The organism is Bacillus sp. AFS012607, from assembly GCF_002558005.1.
In the GTDB taxonomy this organism is placed as follows: domain Bacteria; phylum Bacillota; class Bacilli; order Bacillales; family Bacillaceae_G; genus Bacillus_A; species Bacillus_A thuringiensis_S.
In genome coordinates, this window is the sequence record NZ_NTVM01000020.1 from 52,786 (window position 1) to 69,483 (window position 16,698).

Consider the following 16,698-nt stretch of genomic DNA (forward strand, 5'->3'; position numbering starts at 1 on the left):
CATACTGGCCAGTTTGTTAACTACCATTTTATGTTTCATCGTCACATTATAATGAAATAGTCATATATTTTCTTGAATTTTAAAAACCTAATTCACTTTTCAATATCTCATTTCTTCCTTAAAGAGGTCTTTTTATAGATGCTCTTCTTAAGTTTTTCAGCATAAAACTAAACATTCCGTCAATACTAAAGATAGGCGAAAGCCAGAACTCATTTAAACGTCCCTGTAGTTCTTCTCTTTTCTTTATTAAGCAGCTAGCTTTCACTAGCTGCTCTTTTATTTACATATATCATAAGGATTTGAATATATTATGTTTGAAAGTACGCTGTTTTATCAAAAGGTGATCCGGTGACAATTTCTTTTTTATTTCTACAAAATAAATTTTTTACTAGATACCTTTTCGTATAATATATGCAAGCTTGTTAACACTATAAATGTAACTTTAGGTTACATATCTATTACTTTCAGGGCCTAATTTTCTTTTGTGCAACAAGTGTTTAGCTAGCTTCGCTGGCCACTTTGTTGTACCGAATGAACTTTTTATTTCTCAACACCTAACATATGGTATCGATATTCCAATAATGGTAATATGAAGGTACCTTCAGTTGTTAAATATTATGCCCTTTTTAAAGGCCCTGTTTTTAAACAGGGCCTTTAAAATTTATTCTCTACTTAAATAGTATTTTTGTTATAAATCTTTCTATAAACACTCTCATTTCCTCGATATCAAATTAAATCCCATGAAACAGGCGTCCCTTTTTCGATATCCTTATTCGCTTTTTTCCCAATAATTTTGGATATGTGTTTTGGTAATAAGCCATTCCCTGGTCTAATAGCTTTAACATTTTCATTTGTAAAGAATTCTCCCGCTTTTATGTTTTCTACTACATATAATGATCTTCTAAATTTTAAAGAATCTTTTTCTATATCAGTCGGTCCATAATATACATTCCCCAAAGATTCCCATGCTTTTTCAGTTTCGCTTACTAATAATTTAAATTCAGCTGGTTCCATTGAAAATTTAGCGTCAACTCCTCCATCCAACCTCGAGAGCGTTAAATGTTTCTCAATTACTGTGGCCCCAAAGGCAACACTCGCTACAGATACACCTACTCCCAGTGTATGATCGGATAAGCCCACCTGACAGTTAAATAACTCTTTCATATGAGGTATAGTAACTATATTTGTAGATTTCGGAGATGCAGGATACGTACTTGTACATTTTAATAGAATTAGTTCTTTACACCCTTCTTCTCTCGCAGCCCTTACTGTTTCATCTAGTTCAGCAATTGAAGCCATACCTGTCGAAATGATTATTGGTTTTCCTGTTGCGGCTACTTTACGTATGAGGGGAATATCAGTATTTTCAAAAGATGCAATTTTATAACATGAAACATTTAATGTCTCTAGAAAGTCTACAGCTGTTTCATCAAAAGGCGTACTAAATGGTATCATTCCTAACTCTATACAGCGATCAAAAATTGGTTTATGCCACTCCCATGGTGTATATGCTTCTTTGTATAAATGATAAAGTGATTTGCCTTTCCATAAACTTTTCGTATCATGAATTAAAAAATCACCATTTTCTATATTTAAAGTCATTGTATCTGGTGTATATGTTTGAATTTTAAATCCTTGTGCCCCGGCCTCCGCAGCTGCCTCTACAATTTTCAACGCCCTATCTAATGATTGATTATGATTTCCTGACATTTCTGCAATAATAAATGGTGGCAAACTATTGCCAATCTCTCTACCTCCGATATATACATTACTCATTTTTGTCACCTTCAAGCTCTTTTTTTATAGATTCTCTTCTTTCCTCCCATTGTTCACGGGACAAGGTCATTGTAATGACATCAACATAATCATTGTCCCTATAAATATAATCTTCATATCTTCCCTCTTCTTGGAAACCAAGTTTCTGATGGAAATTTAAACTAATACGGTTTGATTCTATTATTTCTGCACATACTTTGTGTATGTCTTTGATTTCAAAAATAAAATTTAATGCTAATAAACCTAATACAGTTCCGGCACGTCTTACACTTTGCTTTTCACCTATATAAAATCCCCAATAACAAGTTCGATCCATTTTATCTATTTTTGTAAAATTAACAAATCCAATTGGTTTTTCTTTATATGTTAATAATCTTGCAACCTTTGTATCATCCATTACGAGTTTTTCATACCACTTTAAATGTTCATCTATTGTTATTTGATGATTTTCATACATAACCGAGCGAATTTCTTTTGTATTCCGCCACTTTAAAATAAGTTCTAAATCTTTCTTTTTTAACTTTTCCAATTGAAAATCCCCAATATCTAACATACTATCCTCCTAAAATAATTTTTGCTATTTCATTTGTATTACTGGCACACTGTATAGAAAGAGCTTTATTAGACATTTCTTTCACTATTTTAGAATCTGATAAAAGTTTGTTTAGACATTTCGTAATTGCTTTATCCGAAACACTTTCAGCTGTACCAATATTCCATGTAGCTCCAACCTTCGCTACAGCCTTTGTTACTTCAATTTGATTTTGGGCAGTTGTAATTGTTATAGAAGGTAATCCAAGAAAACATCGTTCCCATGTGGTTGTGCCCCCAGCTCCTATCCCTAAATCCGCTCGTACGAGAAGCTCTTCCATATTCTCTATTTGACAATAATATGAAGCGTTAGTAACACTCTTACAATAAGTTTGAATATCCTCTTTATGAGGATTTTGGCTACCTACCACAACGTCTATTTTTAAGTTATCTTTATTTATATTTTGTAAAGCTCTTAACGTTTTTAATGTCTCATTTGTTACATCATGGCCACCAAAAAAAATAAAAATCCTCTCAATTTTTCCTGTTCTTTTTCGTGAAATCTTCTTAGCTGCATGAAACTCTGGTCGTAATATAGCGTATTTAGGCCCCAATTTTACTAATGAGTGCTCTGGTATTAAATCTTTATAGCGACCATCAAGGTTATCATATAAATTTTGGTCTAGTAACAAATCACAGTCATGCATTCGATTTGCAAGATCATCGATTACCATAATTTTTCTTACACTTTTTCTTAAAGCAGACTCCCACTTATTATCTAATCCATAATGATCAACAATTAACCAATCACACTTGGGAAGTTGCGACAAAATATCATTGGTCTGTTGCGCATCAACAAACCAATGATATTTTAGCCAATTTAAATACCTCCCGTTTTTTGCACTTAAGAAATTCGTATTTTCACCATCTCCATCTAATACAAACACACGAAATCCTTTATTTAAAATATATTGATGCAAATCACCTTGCAGCTTACGACAAATGAAATATACTTGAGCACCTTTATTTCGCAATTCTTGGGCCAGTGTTAAACAACGCATAATATGACCGGTACCTATTTCAATAGATGCGTCGGCGCGAAAGGCAATTTTTTTCTCAAGCAAGATACTCCCTCCTCACTAAAAGCACTATAACTTATTAACTTATAATTTCGTTTCTCTATTTAGCTCATCTACTAATGATTGTTGATTTGCCCATTTCAATTTCACATGATTATTCATTTCAATAAGTTCAGGATTTCGAAGGATGTAATCTTTTATTTGATGAAAAAATAAAGGTTTAGATTTTACATTCAGACCTTTATAAAGTTCATTGAACATATCTAAATCCGGTTGTTCATCTAATGTTAACCTCCAAGTAGGGTAACAAAATGGTTGAGGAAGTTTCACTATATTGATACGAAATAAATGTGGATTATTAATAAAATAAAATGGAAGGTATTCTGCATAGGTTAAAGGTTTTGGGGTTTGTAGTAGTCGTTCAATTGCCTCTAATGTAAAAATATCGCCTGCTGTTCCGACAGGTAACGTACTTAACTCTGCCTGTGTATAATCTGCACCACTTTTCAAATGTTCATCTAGTAAAAAATTATTAATTTCTGGTGACACAGCTGGGCAATCTCCTGTAATCCGCATGACAATGTTTGCATTTTCTTGTTTTGCAGCTTGGAACATGCGATCAGCGGTATTTTCTGGATCACCTCTAAAAATCTTAACCTTTCCATCTAAATTAAATTTTTCCAAAGGGTCATCTTGTGCAATATCTGAAGTAGCAAGTATGACCTGATGTTTTCCTGGAATAGCTAATGTATTTATAAGACATCGTTCAATGGAAGAAACTCCGTGTATTGGCAATATGGCTTTTAAAGGTAACCTAGTAGATTTTAAGCGGCAAAGTACAATTATTACTACCTTAGGAGGTTCAATAACCTCTTTTGTTAATGGGGTACCTGCAGACAAATTATATACAGCTACCTGAGGTAATAATTCCTCTGCTTCAAGCTTGTTCAGCGCATTTTCTACAACATTTAACTCCATTGTTACTTTATTAGCTGTAATAATCTCTCCTTTTTTAATGTCAACTTTTGTAACTGCTCTTAACAATTTCTGATTTTGCAATTTTATTAACCCCCCTTTCATTTAATTTTTAGCAACACTATAAAACAAAAGAACTTTTCTCACAGCTTGTATTACATCCCACACATCAGCTTCTGTCATTTTAGGAAATAGAGGCAGCGTAATAATTTCCTCATATACGTTTTCTGCTTGCGGACAAATACCTTTTTCATAACCTAATTTTTGATAAAACGGTTGTAAATGTACGGGTATATAGTGCACATTCACACCGATATTTTCTCTTTGTAACGCTTCGTAAAATTCTTTTCGATTACATTTTAATAACTTAGTATTTAAACGAATAATATAAAGGTGCCAGCTCGAACTGGTTTGAGGCAATTGCTTTGGTATGATGATTTCAGATAAACAACTAAATTCTTTACTATAGATGTCTACATATTTCTTTCGAATCTTAATAAAAGAGTCTAATTTACTTAACTGTGATAAACCAAGAGCAGCTTGTATATCCGTAATTCTATAGTTGTAACCTAAGAATTGCATTTCATAATACCAAGGTCCATGATTTTCAAGAAGTTTTTTGGGGTTCCTTTCAATTCCATGTGTACGGAATTGAACAAGTTTTTCATAAAAAAGAGGATTATTTGTGGTAATTACTCCGCCCTCTCCGGTAGTAATATGTTTCACCGGATGAAAGCTAAACATTGTCATATCACCAATTGAACCAATCTTTTTATTTTTATAAGTGGCTCCTAATGCGTGGGCTGCATCTTCAATGATAATCAAATTATTTTTTTTTGCTATTTTTTGTATTGCTTCTAACTCTACAGGCTGTCCAGTAAAGTGTACGGGAATAATGGCTTTTGTTTTGTTTGTAATCTTTTCCTCTATAGATTTAGGACTAATGTTATATGTTTCATTGTCAATATCGGCGAATACCGGCTTTGCACCCTGGTATAAGATACAATTTGCACTTGCTACAAATGTCATTGGAGTTGTAATTACTTCATCTCCCTCAGTTATGCCAGCTGCATAGCAGGCAGCATGCAATGCAGCTGTACCATTTGAAAAGGAAACAGCGTATTTTGCTCCCACATATTTCGCTATAGCCTCCTCAAATTGTTGAACCATAGGTCCTGTTGTTAAAAAATCCCCTTTTAATACGTCTACAACAGCCTGAATGTCATATTCATCAATTTGTTGCTGACCATATGGTAAATAAGTTTTTCTAACAGGCTTTCCTCCATGAATACCGAGAATCCCCCTTACCATTACTCTTTCTCCTTAGGGTTAATTTTTAAAGATTTAATCCACTCTTCTGTTTTAATAACTCCATCTTCTAAAGAAACTTTCGGTTCCCAGTTTAATATTGTTTTTGCTTTTTCATAGTTACATAATAATTTTTGGATTTCACTTTGCGGATGGATATGAGTAACATGTTGAATACTTACTTTATTTCCCGAAATCAATTCTGCTAATTTATTAATGGATATATCTTGTCCTGTTCCAGCGTTGATAATATGACCATTTGCTTTTACAGAGTATCCTGCTGCCACAACAAAATCTGCACAATCTTCAACGTATAAAAGGTCTCTCGTTTGTTTTCCATCCCCATATATATTCAATGGTACATTATCTAATTTATTATTTATAAAAATGGCAACAACCCCACCTTCCCCACCTGTTTTCTGGAATGGACCATACGTATTAAATGGACGAATAACCACTACAGGTAGCTTATAAGCATAATAGTAAGATAAAACCATGTTTTCAGCAGCAATTTTTGATCCAGCATATGGAGAAGCTGGTTTAATCGGGTCTAATTCTGATATTCCTTGTATATTAGTAGCTTTATCATATACCATACAAGTACTCATAAAGACCATTTTGACGTCATACTTAAGACATTGTTCTAACAAATTAAAAGTACCTATTGTATCATTTTCAAAAGTTGATCTAGCATCATCTATACTATCTTGAACATTGATACTCGCTGCTAAATGATAACAAAGATCAAATGAATTATTTTTAAATAATTCAGCAACTAATTTTTTATCTTTAATATCTCCTTGAATGCATTGCTTTAAATTTAGATCGTGTGCAAACTCGGTGATATTTGCAGTAGTTGAATTTGCTAAGTTGTCTAATATCCATACTTCATGCTTATCCTGCAATAATCTCTTTACAACCCACCTACCAATAAAACCTGCACCACCAGTTACTAATATTTTCATAGTTTCTCCCCTCCTGTTAATAGTTGCTGGTTTAATATTAAATTTCTAAGCTCTTCTTTTGAAATCGCATTTTGATGATCAGAACGGTAAAACCCAACCTTCGCCCTTTTTGCATTTTCATATTGAGTTCCCTTTTTTAAGGGGCTAGGAATGATAAACATATCTGGTAATTCAAAAGCCTGTAAAGATTCATCATGCGTCATAAGTTCTTCATACATTTTTTCACCAGGTTTTAACCCAATTTCTTCAATTTTTATATTCTCCTTGGGCAACCCATATAACTTTGTAACTTCTTCTATCATCACTTCACTTAAATCTTTTAATAAAATAACTGGCATTTTTAATATAAAAGTTTCGCCACCCTTTGCTATTTTCATTGCTTCAATTGTTAACATAGTTGCTTGATTCAGTGTCATCATAAATCTACTCATACTAAGATCCGTTACAGTTATTTTTTGGTTTTCTTTAATTTGATTTTCAAATAAAGGAATGACAGAGCCTCTTGATCCCATCACATTTCCGAAGCGAACACTTGTAAATGTCGTTTCACTTGAACCTTTTGAATATTCCGCTGACGTAATCAATCTTTCAGCAGTCAATTTTGTTGCACCGTAATTATTTGTTGGTGAAATCGCTTTATCAGAACTTGTAAAAACTACCTTTTTTACTTTCTGAGCAATTGCCGCTTTTATTACATTTTGTGTTCCAAAAATATTGGTCAAAACTGCTTCAAACGGATTATATTCACAAAACGAAACATGCTTCATCGCGGCCACATGAAATACATAATCAATATTTTCCATCGCACTAAATACTCGATCATAATTACGAATATCCCCAATTAAATAACGAATATTTCGATTTTTATCCCTAAATTCTTCTTGTAATACAAATTGATTGTATTCACTTCTACTAAAAACTCTTACCACTTTTGGCTTTTCCTGTAGAACATTAGAAAGAATGCTTTTTCCAATTGTTCCTGTTCCACCAATAATTAAAACATTTTTATCTTTAAAAAACATGAAAATATATACCTCCTCATATTAAAAAATAATTTTAGCAAAAAAACTCTCTTCAACTTGTTTGTAATTCCATAGGCAATCCATTTGTTGAGAGATAAACTAGTTTGCCGGATATAGAAACATACGTTTCTATTGCAAGTTTAAAATACATATTAATCATTGAAAACTGAGGATATAATCTTTTACTTCAAATATTTATAAATGGTGACGATTTTAATCTTTTTCAATTTGAATTAAATTTATTAATCTTTTTGTGCATGCTTCTTGCGGATAGTTTTCATTAATAAATTTTCTTCTTAATTCTTTTGCTAAATTTGATTGTAAAGGATTATTTAGAACCTTTTTAATCGTGCTAGTCATATCCTCCATAGAATGATTTACAAGCCAATCTAATGTATCGTAATATTTATAATCCCTTTCCTCTAATAAAGATTTATAAACAACTACAGGTATATCTAATAACATTGCCTCTAATCCCACTGTTGAATTTGAGATAACCACAAGATTTGCATGTAAAATAACATCATATATGTTTACTTCATTTGTTATATATTTAACATTAGGATATAAGTTACTTAACTTAATATATTCTCCCACTAAATTACGCCCTTTTTCCCAAGGATGTGGTTTTATAATAACCGTAATATTTTTGTCTTCCACTAACTTTTCTGTCAATTCAGTATAAAATGAAGTTTTAAATGGCTGGGTTGCAATAAAAACCACTTTTGTAGAGGGGTCTATTTTTAATTTATTAAAAAGATTCTTTTTATCCATATATACTCTATCAAAGATCTCATCATATCTGGGGTGCCCTAGTATTTCGATTTGAGATTCACTGACCCCTTTTTGAAGGTACCAATCTTCTTCATATTTCCCATATACGACCTGTTTTGTTGCGAAAACCGGAAAGTATGCTTCTTCCCCCATTACTGCACCATGCTGCAGACAATAACTCGGTATACCCTCACTACTAGAAAGAAAAGTAAGAGCTCTACTTGTTATATCTTCCGTAGTACCGACAATCACACCAGAAATATCTTGTTCTTTAAAAATAAAATGAGCCATATTAAGTTTCTCAATCATGATAGGAAGGTCGCTTAGTAATTTTTTTTGAAAAAAGAGGTTTGAAAATAGTGGGTGCTTATTAAACTTTAAAAAGATTTCTTTAGCTTTTTCTATAAAAACATGTGCGGTATTAGCAGATTTATTTATATAATCTGGTGCACAAACTGTAGGAAGACCATAGAGTTCGGTCTTTTTTGATCTAGTTAATATCTTTGTTTGATTTGGATTAAAGTGAGTAAAGTTACTTACTGAAAAACGGAGATAATCTGAATTTAGGAGGATTGCTCCATTTTGGTTTTTTCTTTTTATTTTTGATTGAAATACAGACATTATTTTTTCAAACTCTAACTGTAACTTTGTTTCTGCTATTGGCTCAATTGACAATTGCTTGTAAAAATTATTATCTTTCATTTTATTTTTTATATCTTCATCTAAATATTGATAAAAATTACTCAGTAATGGTAAAGGAATATTATAATGCTTTAACCTTGAAAAAATATTTATATACTCTAAATTTAATAGCCAGTAATTTTTCAAATAAATGTCACTCAATTTTTCACCCTCTTTTTCTTCTTAAGTCTTCCCTTAATTCTTTGCATGTTCTTTGTGGTGGTAATAATTGCACAAATTCATTTTTTTCTTCTGCAAATAACTGCGCATGTATTGAATGGGGAGTAATATAATTGATATCTAAAATTTCATCTAAGGGATAAAAATCCCAATAGTGATTTAATCTCCAAAAGAAGCGTGCATCTCCTATCCGGTAAAACTGAGGATCTTCATCCCAATAAGAATTCCACCTTTTTTCAAGAATTGGTAAAACAGATGCTCTATGCATAATAGAACAATGATCAATTGTACATGGAGCATTATTCGTAATTTTTTTTGCAGGTCTCTCAACCGTTTTAATAGGCATCTCTGTTTCATCTATATGAATCGTTTTTGATGCAGAATAAATAATTTGAACATCTTTATTCTCATCAAGATAACTAGACATCTTTTTAAGACGTTCTTCTTCATATTGATTATCATCTGTAATATAAGTTATATATTCTCCTTTAGCATGCTTAAGTGCCTCATTAATTAAAGCGGCATATCTTACTTTTTTTGTCCTTTCAGAAATATGAGCTACATTACTTTTATAAAAATGTACATTTTCATTATTTATGAATGGTTGAATCACCTTCTGGGTCATTTCATCTGAATCATCATCCATTATAAAAAGCTCGAAATCTTGAAAGGTTTGGTTTAATACACTTAATATAGATTTTTCAACAAACGCAGGCTTATTGTAACTTGTCATTATAACTGAAATTTTAGGCAAATCTCTCTCTCCTCCTTATCAATAAATACAAAAACAGTTACGTTATTATATAAATAGAAAGGACAAACCGTTCCGATAATTTTAAAAAAGGTTTCTTTATCTATAAAAAATTAATAGCAGTATTTATATTCACCCATGTCTCTTTTTTCTCCACTATAGTCCATACCATATCTATGAAAAAGTCATAAATTATTTAAGTATAAAAAAGAAAGTGTCGATAAAGCTTTAATTATTAGATTTCACTAGAAAAACACATTCAATATTCTCAATAGAGGTGAAGACTTTGCAACCCCAAATATCAATTATCCTTACTAGTTATAATAAGCCATCATTAATTAATCAAGTTATTGAAAGTGTTCTAATGCAAACTTATAAAGAATGGGAACTTTTTATTATGGATGATAACTCCTGTCCAGAAACTATAAATGTCATAAAAAATTATCTAGAGGATCCTCGAATTACTTATACGAATAGTTTTATACAAGATGATGAACGATATAAAACTACAAGATATGCAACACTTATTAATGAGGCACTACCATTAACTTGTGGGGATTATATTTGCTATTTAACAGATGATACTATATACCTTCCAAACAGATTAGCTGAAATGTTGTCTTTCTTAGAAAAACATCCTGAAATTGATGTAGTCTACTCTTCCCAATACGTAAAATATGTTGATTATAACCTACAACCTACAAATGAATTTGTGAGAGAAGCTTCGGAAATTTTATATACAGCTGCTAATGTTGTAGATCATTGTTCAATTATGCATACTAGAAGAATATTATTAAAAGTCTATGAAAAGTACTGTGGATATTGGGATACAAATCCTTTATATTGGTTTGCTGGAGATGCAATGTTTTGGAAACGCCTAAATACATTTCAACCTTTTTATCCCATTAACAAAGTGCTCGATATTACTTTTAAAACACCATTCTCTTTCCAAAACCTATATGCTAACCTCCCTTCAAAAGATTTAAATGGTATTTTATTTAGTAATTCACAAGGTAAAGTATTTTTAATTGATAACTTTAAACGCAGGCTTATTTCGAAAGATATGCTTTCTTACTTCAAATATAATCAAAATGAAATTGTCTTAATTCCCGATCCATTTATCTACAAATATACAGAAGGGCCCCCCATAACCCTTACAGAGTCAATTCCAAATCTACGGGTTGTGCAAAGTGAAAAAGGAGAGTTATTTTATATAGAAAATAATCAAAAACGTCCATTTATTGACACCATTGCATTTCGCAAATTTAAATTTTCAGTTCAAGAAATTATTAAAGTTTCACAACGTAGTTTAAATCAATTTTCAGATGGACCACCTATTTATCCAAATTTATCTCGTCACGCGGTTTTACCAGAAGGAAAAGTATTTATCTACCATCACAATTATTTCATCATGACAGATTATATGCTTCATCCCATAGATAAAGATATATTACAAAAACTATATTTATTAAAGAACTGTATACCGATTTCAAAGACCAATTTATCCTACTTTAAGATGGGCCCTCCTATTTCAACATACCCCTCTTACCTAGCTGAAAAATACTTAGAATAGTACCAAGAAAGAGTATTATCAATAAAACAATAGAAGAAGGTTCTGAACTAAGTACTATGCTTGCCTATAGTATTGAATTAAACGAACTGTTAGAAAATGAACTAAATAAAAGTCCATATTGTTCTACTAGCATCTCCTAATAGGGTGATAGAATTTATTTAGATGATCAAAGATTCTTCTTAACTTGTAAAATAAATTATCATAAAAAGAGGACGCAAATAAAAATGCGTCCTCTTTTTATATCAAATCAAACTAATCCATTAAAATCCTTTTCATGAATCCGAATAAGTAATGTTTTTAAGAAAAACAAGATCTAACATCTTAGCTGTTACACTAAATAGATTTACATAATTCACAACTATGACAAGTATTACATATCGCTTAAGTTTCGTTACCTTTTTCTGTATATAATGATAAAAAAATTGTGAACTTTTATCGCATTATGCAAGACATTTAATATCAAATATATTACTTTTACTATGAATTAAATGTGTTTATAGGACTTTTCTAGATAAACAAGGTGCTAAATTAATTCTTAAGAAGTCATTACTATTTCATTTATCTAAAAATTGAAAAAATATGTGTAGATAGATATCATCTTAAATACATATATAATTAACTTTAATTTTCTGACAAGATTTCACATAATTCTTAAACTAATTTTTTACGTGCATTATGAAAAAAATTGCACCGTGTCAGTCTTTAAAAGATTATATATCATAACTTTAAGAGAGGAAGAAAAACTATGAAGATGAAAAGAAAAATCATTATGACAACAGCACTTGCCGCTACGTTAGCTACAGGTGCACTACCTACTCCCTCGGTGTTTGCTGCAGAAAAAGAGGCTCCTATTCAACACAAAGAGGCACAATTGAGTATTCAACCTTTGGCACAAAATAATTTGGAAACAGCCGTTCAAGCTGCCTTAAATGGTCCAGAAGTCAAAAAAATTAAAGTATTTGAACATGAATTTAATGTAAAAGAAATAGAAGTAGTAAACCTAGGTGCAGGAAAAAAATATGTTAAGGGGCAAATTTCTCATCATTTAAGTTTTCGTCCAGATGATCAATTTTATTATGAGTTTACAGTACAAGATGGAAAGGTACTAGATAAACCTGTATTTAATATTGATAGAGGTGGTTGGACACCATTTGCCGCTCCACTTTTATCAATTCTTGCTGCGTATAATGGAATTCCAGTTAATCCAAATGATTTAAATACACTTGGTCAGCAAATTGGTAAAGTTATAGATGGAAGCTGGGAACATGCAGCCCAATCAATTGCAACTGTAGTTAGTCTAAGTTTTAATGAGTAGAATTTTTCAATTTTTATTAGCAGTGTAGAGATCCGCTTTTTGTAATCAGCCTTGTTATAAGAGATTCTAAAACAGCTATTAATAAATTTTTACCACTCAATCACATTATCTTGATTTGTTTACCACCTTATCATTCATTATATGTCACAAAATGGAAGTCTTTTTTAGGACTTCTGTTTTGTTTGTATTCAATGCAATAAACAGTTGTTTTTTTGGGAGGCTATACTTCGATTTTTCAATAATCCATTTGGCTATTAGAGACAATTTATAATAACAAATTATTAAAGTCTCAAATAACTTACTCCCCCTATTGTTAATTATTTTCAAATACAAAAATTTATTATCTTAAGAATGAAAAACAATAAATATAGTAAAAAATCATCTAACAATTGTTTAAAGGTCAGGAGAGAAAAAATGAACAAAATAAAAATGAGAAATTTCTTTAAAATTAGTATCATTACTTGTATTACACTAGCAAGTTTAAGTACACCATCTACTATTTTAGCTAATAGTCATCCAGGTTACTCCTATGAATCCAATATAGGGTATCAAAATCCATCGTGGATGGCGAAAATAGAAGATTCAACAAAAATAAGTGAAATATCTATTCCAGGGACTCACGGTACAATGGCTTTACATGGAGCAAGTTTTATTGATGAAAATTTGACAAGAAATCAAACTATGAGTTTATCCCAACAATTAAATTCCGGAATTCGATATGTAGATATGCGTGTTAAACGTGTAAAAGATTCTTTTGCAATGTATCATGGTGTTGTAAATCAAAAAGCTGTGTTTGAAGATGTATTGAAAGAGACCATTCAATTTTTAAAAGCTCATCCAACAGAAACAATATTAATGCGCTTAAAAGAAGAAACTACTCCTGAAAATGGATCTCTATCATTTGAGGAGATATTTTTAAAATACAAAAACGTTAATGCTTCATATTTTTGGGATCCTAATTCCGTACAAACTTCAGATAGAAATAATCCTACTTTAGGAGATACCCGCGGGAAAATTGTAATCTTACAAAACTTTACATCCACTCAATTGTACGGGATTGATTACGAAGGTTTGAATATACAAGATAAATTTGAAATTGGAAGCGGACCAAACGAAATATACACAAAATGGATTGCGATAAAAAACCATCTACAAAATACAAATACTAACTTTAATAATGGAAAAATTCACCTCAACCATTTTAGTGGTACGGGGGGCGCAGCCGCATTTTTAAATAATGTATATCCTTGGTTTGTTGCAAGCGGAAAAGAAGGCAGAAATACTGACAGTAGTCCTAAATTGATTCAAACGAATTCCACTAATGCGTGGAGTGATTTCCCTCGCGATAGAAACGGACAAGTATACTATGGGGGGATGAATATACTTGGGACCGAACTCTTACAACAAGGCGCAATTAAACATTCTGGTATCATCGCAGCTGATTTTCCTGGTCCAGGTTTAATTGATAGTATCATTAAATTAAATGGTATACATTCAAATGAAAAAGAAATATTAATTTCGCAAATAGCATCTGAATCTAGTCCTTTATCAGGGCAACAAAATCGATCCAGCCAAAACTTTAAAATTGATAGTTTACCTGTAGGTACAAAAGAATTAAAATGGGTTATTGAGCCTTCAGAAAAAGATTATCCTTCTACTATTTCTTTCAATGTAATGATTGATGTTTCCCTGGGAATAGATTCCACTCGTTGGAAGAATATTTCACATGAATCTAAGACTGAAGCTTACACAAATACTAAATATTATATTGCAAGTCCAATTGGTGCCACTAGCAAATTCACAGTGAAAATTTACGCTATTACAAATTAGAAAAAAAGAATCCCAATGGAATTCCATTGGGATTCTTTTTTTAATTTCATTTCGTAAACATTAGGATAGCGATTAAATTTTATCCCGCGTTAACGGGCGCCCGTAAAAGCCCGATTGGTGAGGGCTGATAATCAGTCGGGGATGAACAAAACCTCCACTGATTACAGTTTCACTTTATTAACATATCATTTAATCCATTAGATAATTATATTTGGAACAGCCCTTAATTTTTAAAGAGCAATCCAAAATTGTAAACTATCTTTTTCAGCTTATCATTTATTCAAAACTGGCTTCCAAAGCGATAAAGCAAAAATCCAATTTGAGTCGCCATTTCCTTGATGATTTTGAACCGCTTCGTACACTTTCCCCTCATGTACTACTCTATCACCTTTAGTATATGCTTTTCTTGCATCCCATTTTTCATATGCGGAATTCTCTGACTTTGTTGTTACATTCAAAACATCACTTCTACTAGATTCATTTCCAGCTAAATCAACCGCCGTCACTACATAATTATACGATGTATTAGCCTTCAAATCTTTATCCATAAAGGATGTATTAGCCGCTGTTCCAATTTTATTCATAACCCCAGCGCTTTCTCTATATACAATATAATGGTCAACACCTACATTATCTTCTGACGGACTCCACATTAAATCAACAGTTGTCGATGTTGTACCCATACTATGTAATCCTTTTGGTTGAGTTGGAGCCTCTATATCGGGGATTGTATGTGTTGTCTTAACCTTCAGTTTTTCACTTTCTTTTGATATGTTTCCAGCAGAGTCTAATGCCTTTATTGTATAAGTATATTCCGTATCTGCTTTTAATTTTTTATCAATAAAAGTTGTACCTGGTACCGTATCAATTACTTCTCCATTACGTAACACTTGATATTCTTTTACACCTATATTATCAGTGGAAGCCTTCCATGTTATTTCAACACTATTGGCAGAAACTTTAGAGGCATTTAATTCAGTTGGTTGACTTGGAGCTACTGTATCAGGAGTTTCATTATTTACTAAATTTACATCAACTACATTATAAAAAGCATTTGACGTATCTGCTACATCCCATACAGCTAAAATAACATGATAACCATTACGATCAGTTGGTACATTAATTGTATGTGTTAAATTATTTGATGCAGCCGAACCGTCATGTTTCACAGTTCCGATTGGTTCTAATTCAGCACGTGTTAATGGTTTGTTAGGATCCCATCCCTTTTTTGTAATGTAATAATGCCATTTACTTGTAGAATGTGCTGCTGTATATTTCCATGTAAATGTATTTACTCCACCTTTAATTGTGTTTTTGAACCAACGATTTGATGTTTGTTGGTCAAGAATACCTCCAAACAACCCTCCTGCCGAAGCGATTTTCCCATCAATCGGTCCACTATCTGGAAATCCTTTAGGTGCTTCTAGACTTTGAGGTTCGTACATTACATTTCCACAATTTAAATTTAATACCCCATAATTCTGACTACATAAAGCAGCACGACTACTCGGCTTTTCAACAAACCCATGTGCATACGCACTTTGAGGAGCCATTGTGATTGCCGTCATGCCTGCAGCCAAAACACAAGCACCAATCCCCTTTTTACTTGTTCTTAATCTTTCCAATTTAGATGTTAATTTCAATTTCATTTTTGTCCCCCCAATATATTGCTTTCGCTAATATAATAGCAATATAAGGATAAACGAACAAATCATCAATTAATATATTAATATCTCTCATAAATTGGTGCATTTATTATTATTTTTAATCTCCTATAAAAATAAAGTAAATACAATTACGCAATTTTGTAACATTATGTATTAAAAGAAGAATAAAAACTCCGTTTAATTTCACAAAAAATTCAAATATTAAAACAAAAAAATTCCTCATATAGGAAAAATAAATTTTTTATATTACAAAAAGCAAAAAAGTCTGGAA

Annotated in this window: 13 protein-coding genes; 3 read left to right on the top strand and 10 right to left on the bottom strand. The window is 31.7% G+C overall.

Annotation, left to right across the window (positions count from 1 at the left end; translation table 11 throughout):
- Positions 1–726: 726 nt before the first annotated feature.
- From pseI to CN409_RS21825, 9 genes are all read right to left on the bottom strand, one after another.
- Positions 727–1,776, bottom strand: a complete 1,050-nt coding sequence (gene pseI / locus CN409_RS21785; RefSeq protein WP_097981050.1) for a pseudaminic acid synthase — start codon at positions 1,774–1,776, stop codon at positions 727–729.
- The gene (gene pseH, locus CN409_RS21790; protein ID WP_097981051.1) at positions 1,769–2,329 is read right to left on the bottom strand and encodes a UDP-4-amino-4,6-dideoxy-N-acetyl-beta-L-altrosamine N-acetyltransferase; all 561 of its coding nucleotides are present in this window, start codon (positions 2,327–2,329) and stop codon (positions 1,769–1,771) included. Before pseH ends, pseI begins: the two co-directional genes overlap by 8 nt.
- 1 nt (position 2,330) lies before the next feature.
- Positions 2,331–3,431 carry a UDP-2,4-diacetamido-2,4,6-trideoxy-beta-L-altropyranose hydrolase gene (pseG, locus tag CN409_RS21795; protein ID WP_097981053.1) on the bottom strand — a complete coding sequence of 367 codons (1,101 nt, stop codon included), beginning with the start codon at positions 3,429–3,431 and terminating at the stop codon, positions 2,331–2,333.
- Between the two features lie 39 nt (positions 3,432–3,470).
- Positions 3,471–4,466 carry a cytidylyltransferase domain-containing protein gene (locus tag CN409_RS21800; RefSeq protein WP_097981054.1) on the bottom strand — a complete coding sequence of 332 codons (996 nt, stop codon included), beginning with the start codon at positions 4,464–4,466 and terminating at the stop codon, positions 3,471–3,473.
- Positions 4,467–5,672 (bottom strand): UDP-4-amino-4,6-dideoxy-N-acetyl-beta-L-altrosamine transaminase, encoded by a 1,206-nt coding sequence (pseC, locus tag CN409_RS21805; RefSeq protein WP_000251478.1) that lies wholly within the window; start codon positions 5,670–5,672, stop codon positions 4,467–4,469.
- Positions 5,672–6,634 carry a dTDP-glucose 4,6-dehydratase gene (locus tag CN409_RS21810; protein ID WP_000699375.1) on the bottom strand — a complete coding sequence of 321 codons (963 nt, stop codon included), beginning with the start codon at positions 6,632–6,634 and terminating at the stop codon, positions 5,672–5,674. The genes pseC and CN409_RS21810 overlap by 1 nt, the downstream gene beginning before the upstream one ends.
- Entirely contained in the window at positions 6,631–7,656 is a 1,026-nt protein-coding gene (locus CN409_RS21815; RefSeq protein ID WP_097981056.1) for an SDR family NAD(P)-dependent oxidoreductase, read from the bottom strand. The genes CN409_RS21810 and CN409_RS21815 overlap by 4 nt, the downstream gene beginning before the upstream one ends.
- A gap of 213 nt (positions 7,657–7,869) precedes the next feature.
- Entirely contained in the window at positions 7,870–9,273 is a 1,404-nt protein-coding gene (locus CN409_RS21820; RefSeq protein WP_097981057.1) for a CDP-glycerol glycerophosphotransferase family protein, read from the bottom strand.
- Positions 9,274–9,277: 4 nt separating this feature from the next.
- On the bottom strand, positions 9,278–10,045 hold the full coding sequence (locus CN409_RS21825; RefSeq protein ID WP_001124407.1) for a glycosyltransferase family 2 protein: 768 nt from the start codon (positions 10,043–10,045) through the stop codon (positions 9,278–9,280).
- A 283-nt stretch (positions 10,046–10,328) separates the two neighbouring features.
- Here CN409_RS21825 and CN409_RS21830 point away from each other — a divergent pair, with 283 nt between their 5' ends.
- From CN409_RS21830 to CN409_RS21840, 3 genes are all read left to right on the top strand, one after another.
- Positions 10,329–11,615 carry a glycosyltransferase family 2 protein gene (locus CN409_RS21830; RefSeq protein WP_001183018.1) on the top strand — a complete coding sequence of 429 codons (1,287 nt, stop codon included), beginning with the start codon at positions 10,329–10,331 and terminating at the stop codon, positions 11,613–11,615.
- 745 nt (positions 11,616–12,360) lie between these two features.
- Entirely contained in the window at positions 12,361–12,930 is a 570-nt protein-coding gene (locus CN409_RS21835; protein ID WP_097981059.1) for a methyltransferase, read from the top strand.
- Between the two features lie 414 nt (positions 12,931–13,344).
- Positions 13,345–14,760 (top strand): phosphatidylinositol-specific phospholipase C, encoded by a 1,416-nt coding sequence (locus CN409_RS21840; RefSeq protein ID WP_097981060.1) that lies wholly within the window; start codon positions 13,345–13,347, stop codon positions 14,758–14,760.
- A gap of 272 nt (positions 14,761–15,032) precedes the next feature.
- Here the strand turns inward: CN409_RS21840 and CN409_RS21845 are convergent, their stop codons facing one another.
- Complete coding sequence (locus CN409_RS21845) at positions 15,033–16,409, bottom strand: lytic polysaccharide monooxygenase (protein ID WP_000769023.1); 1,377 nt, start codon at positions 16,407–16,409, stop codon at positions 15,033–15,035.
- Positions 16,410–16,698: the final 289 nt, after the last annotated feature.

What these genes read in the sequence shown, in the direction of transcription:
- pseI (WP_097981050.1), bottom strand. Translation starts at nt 1,776, where the DNA reads ATGAGTAATGTATATATCGGAGGTAGAGAGATTGGCAATAGTTTGCCA.
- pseH (WP_097981051.1), bottom strand. Translation starts at nt 2,329, where the DNA reads ATGTTAGATATTGGGGATTTTCAATTGGAAAAGTTAAAAAAGAAAGAT.
- CN409_RS21800 (WP_097981054.1), bottom strand. Translation starts at nt 4,466, where the DNA reads ATGAAAGGGGGGTTAATAAAATTGCAAAATCAGAAATTGTTAAGAGCA.
- pseC (WP_000251478.1), bottom strand. Translation starts at nt 5,672, where the DNA reads ATGGTAAGGGGGATTCTCGGTATTCATGGAGGAAAGCCTGTTAGAAAA.
- CN409_RS21810 (WP_000699375.1), bottom strand. Translation starts at nt 6,634, where the DNA reads ATGAAAATATTAGTAACTGGTGGTGCAGGTTTTATTGGTAGGTGGGTT.
- CN409_RS21815 (WP_097981056.1), bottom strand. Translation starts at nt 7,656, where the DNA reads ATGTTTTTTAAAGATAAAAATGTTTTAATTATTGGTGGAACAGGAACA.
- CN409_RS21835 (WP_097981059.1), top strand. Translation starts at nt 12,361, where the DNA reads ATGAAGATGAAAAGAAAAATCATTATGACAACAGCACTTGCCGCTACG.
- CN409_RS21840 (WP_097981060.1), top strand. Translation starts at nt 13,345, where the DNA reads ATGAACAAAATAAAAATGAGAAATTTCTTTAAAATTAGTATCATTACT.
- CN409_RS21845 (WP_000769023.1), bottom strand. Translation starts at nt 16,409, where the DNA reads ATGAAATTGAAATTAACATCTAAATTGGAAAGATTAAGAACAAGTAAA.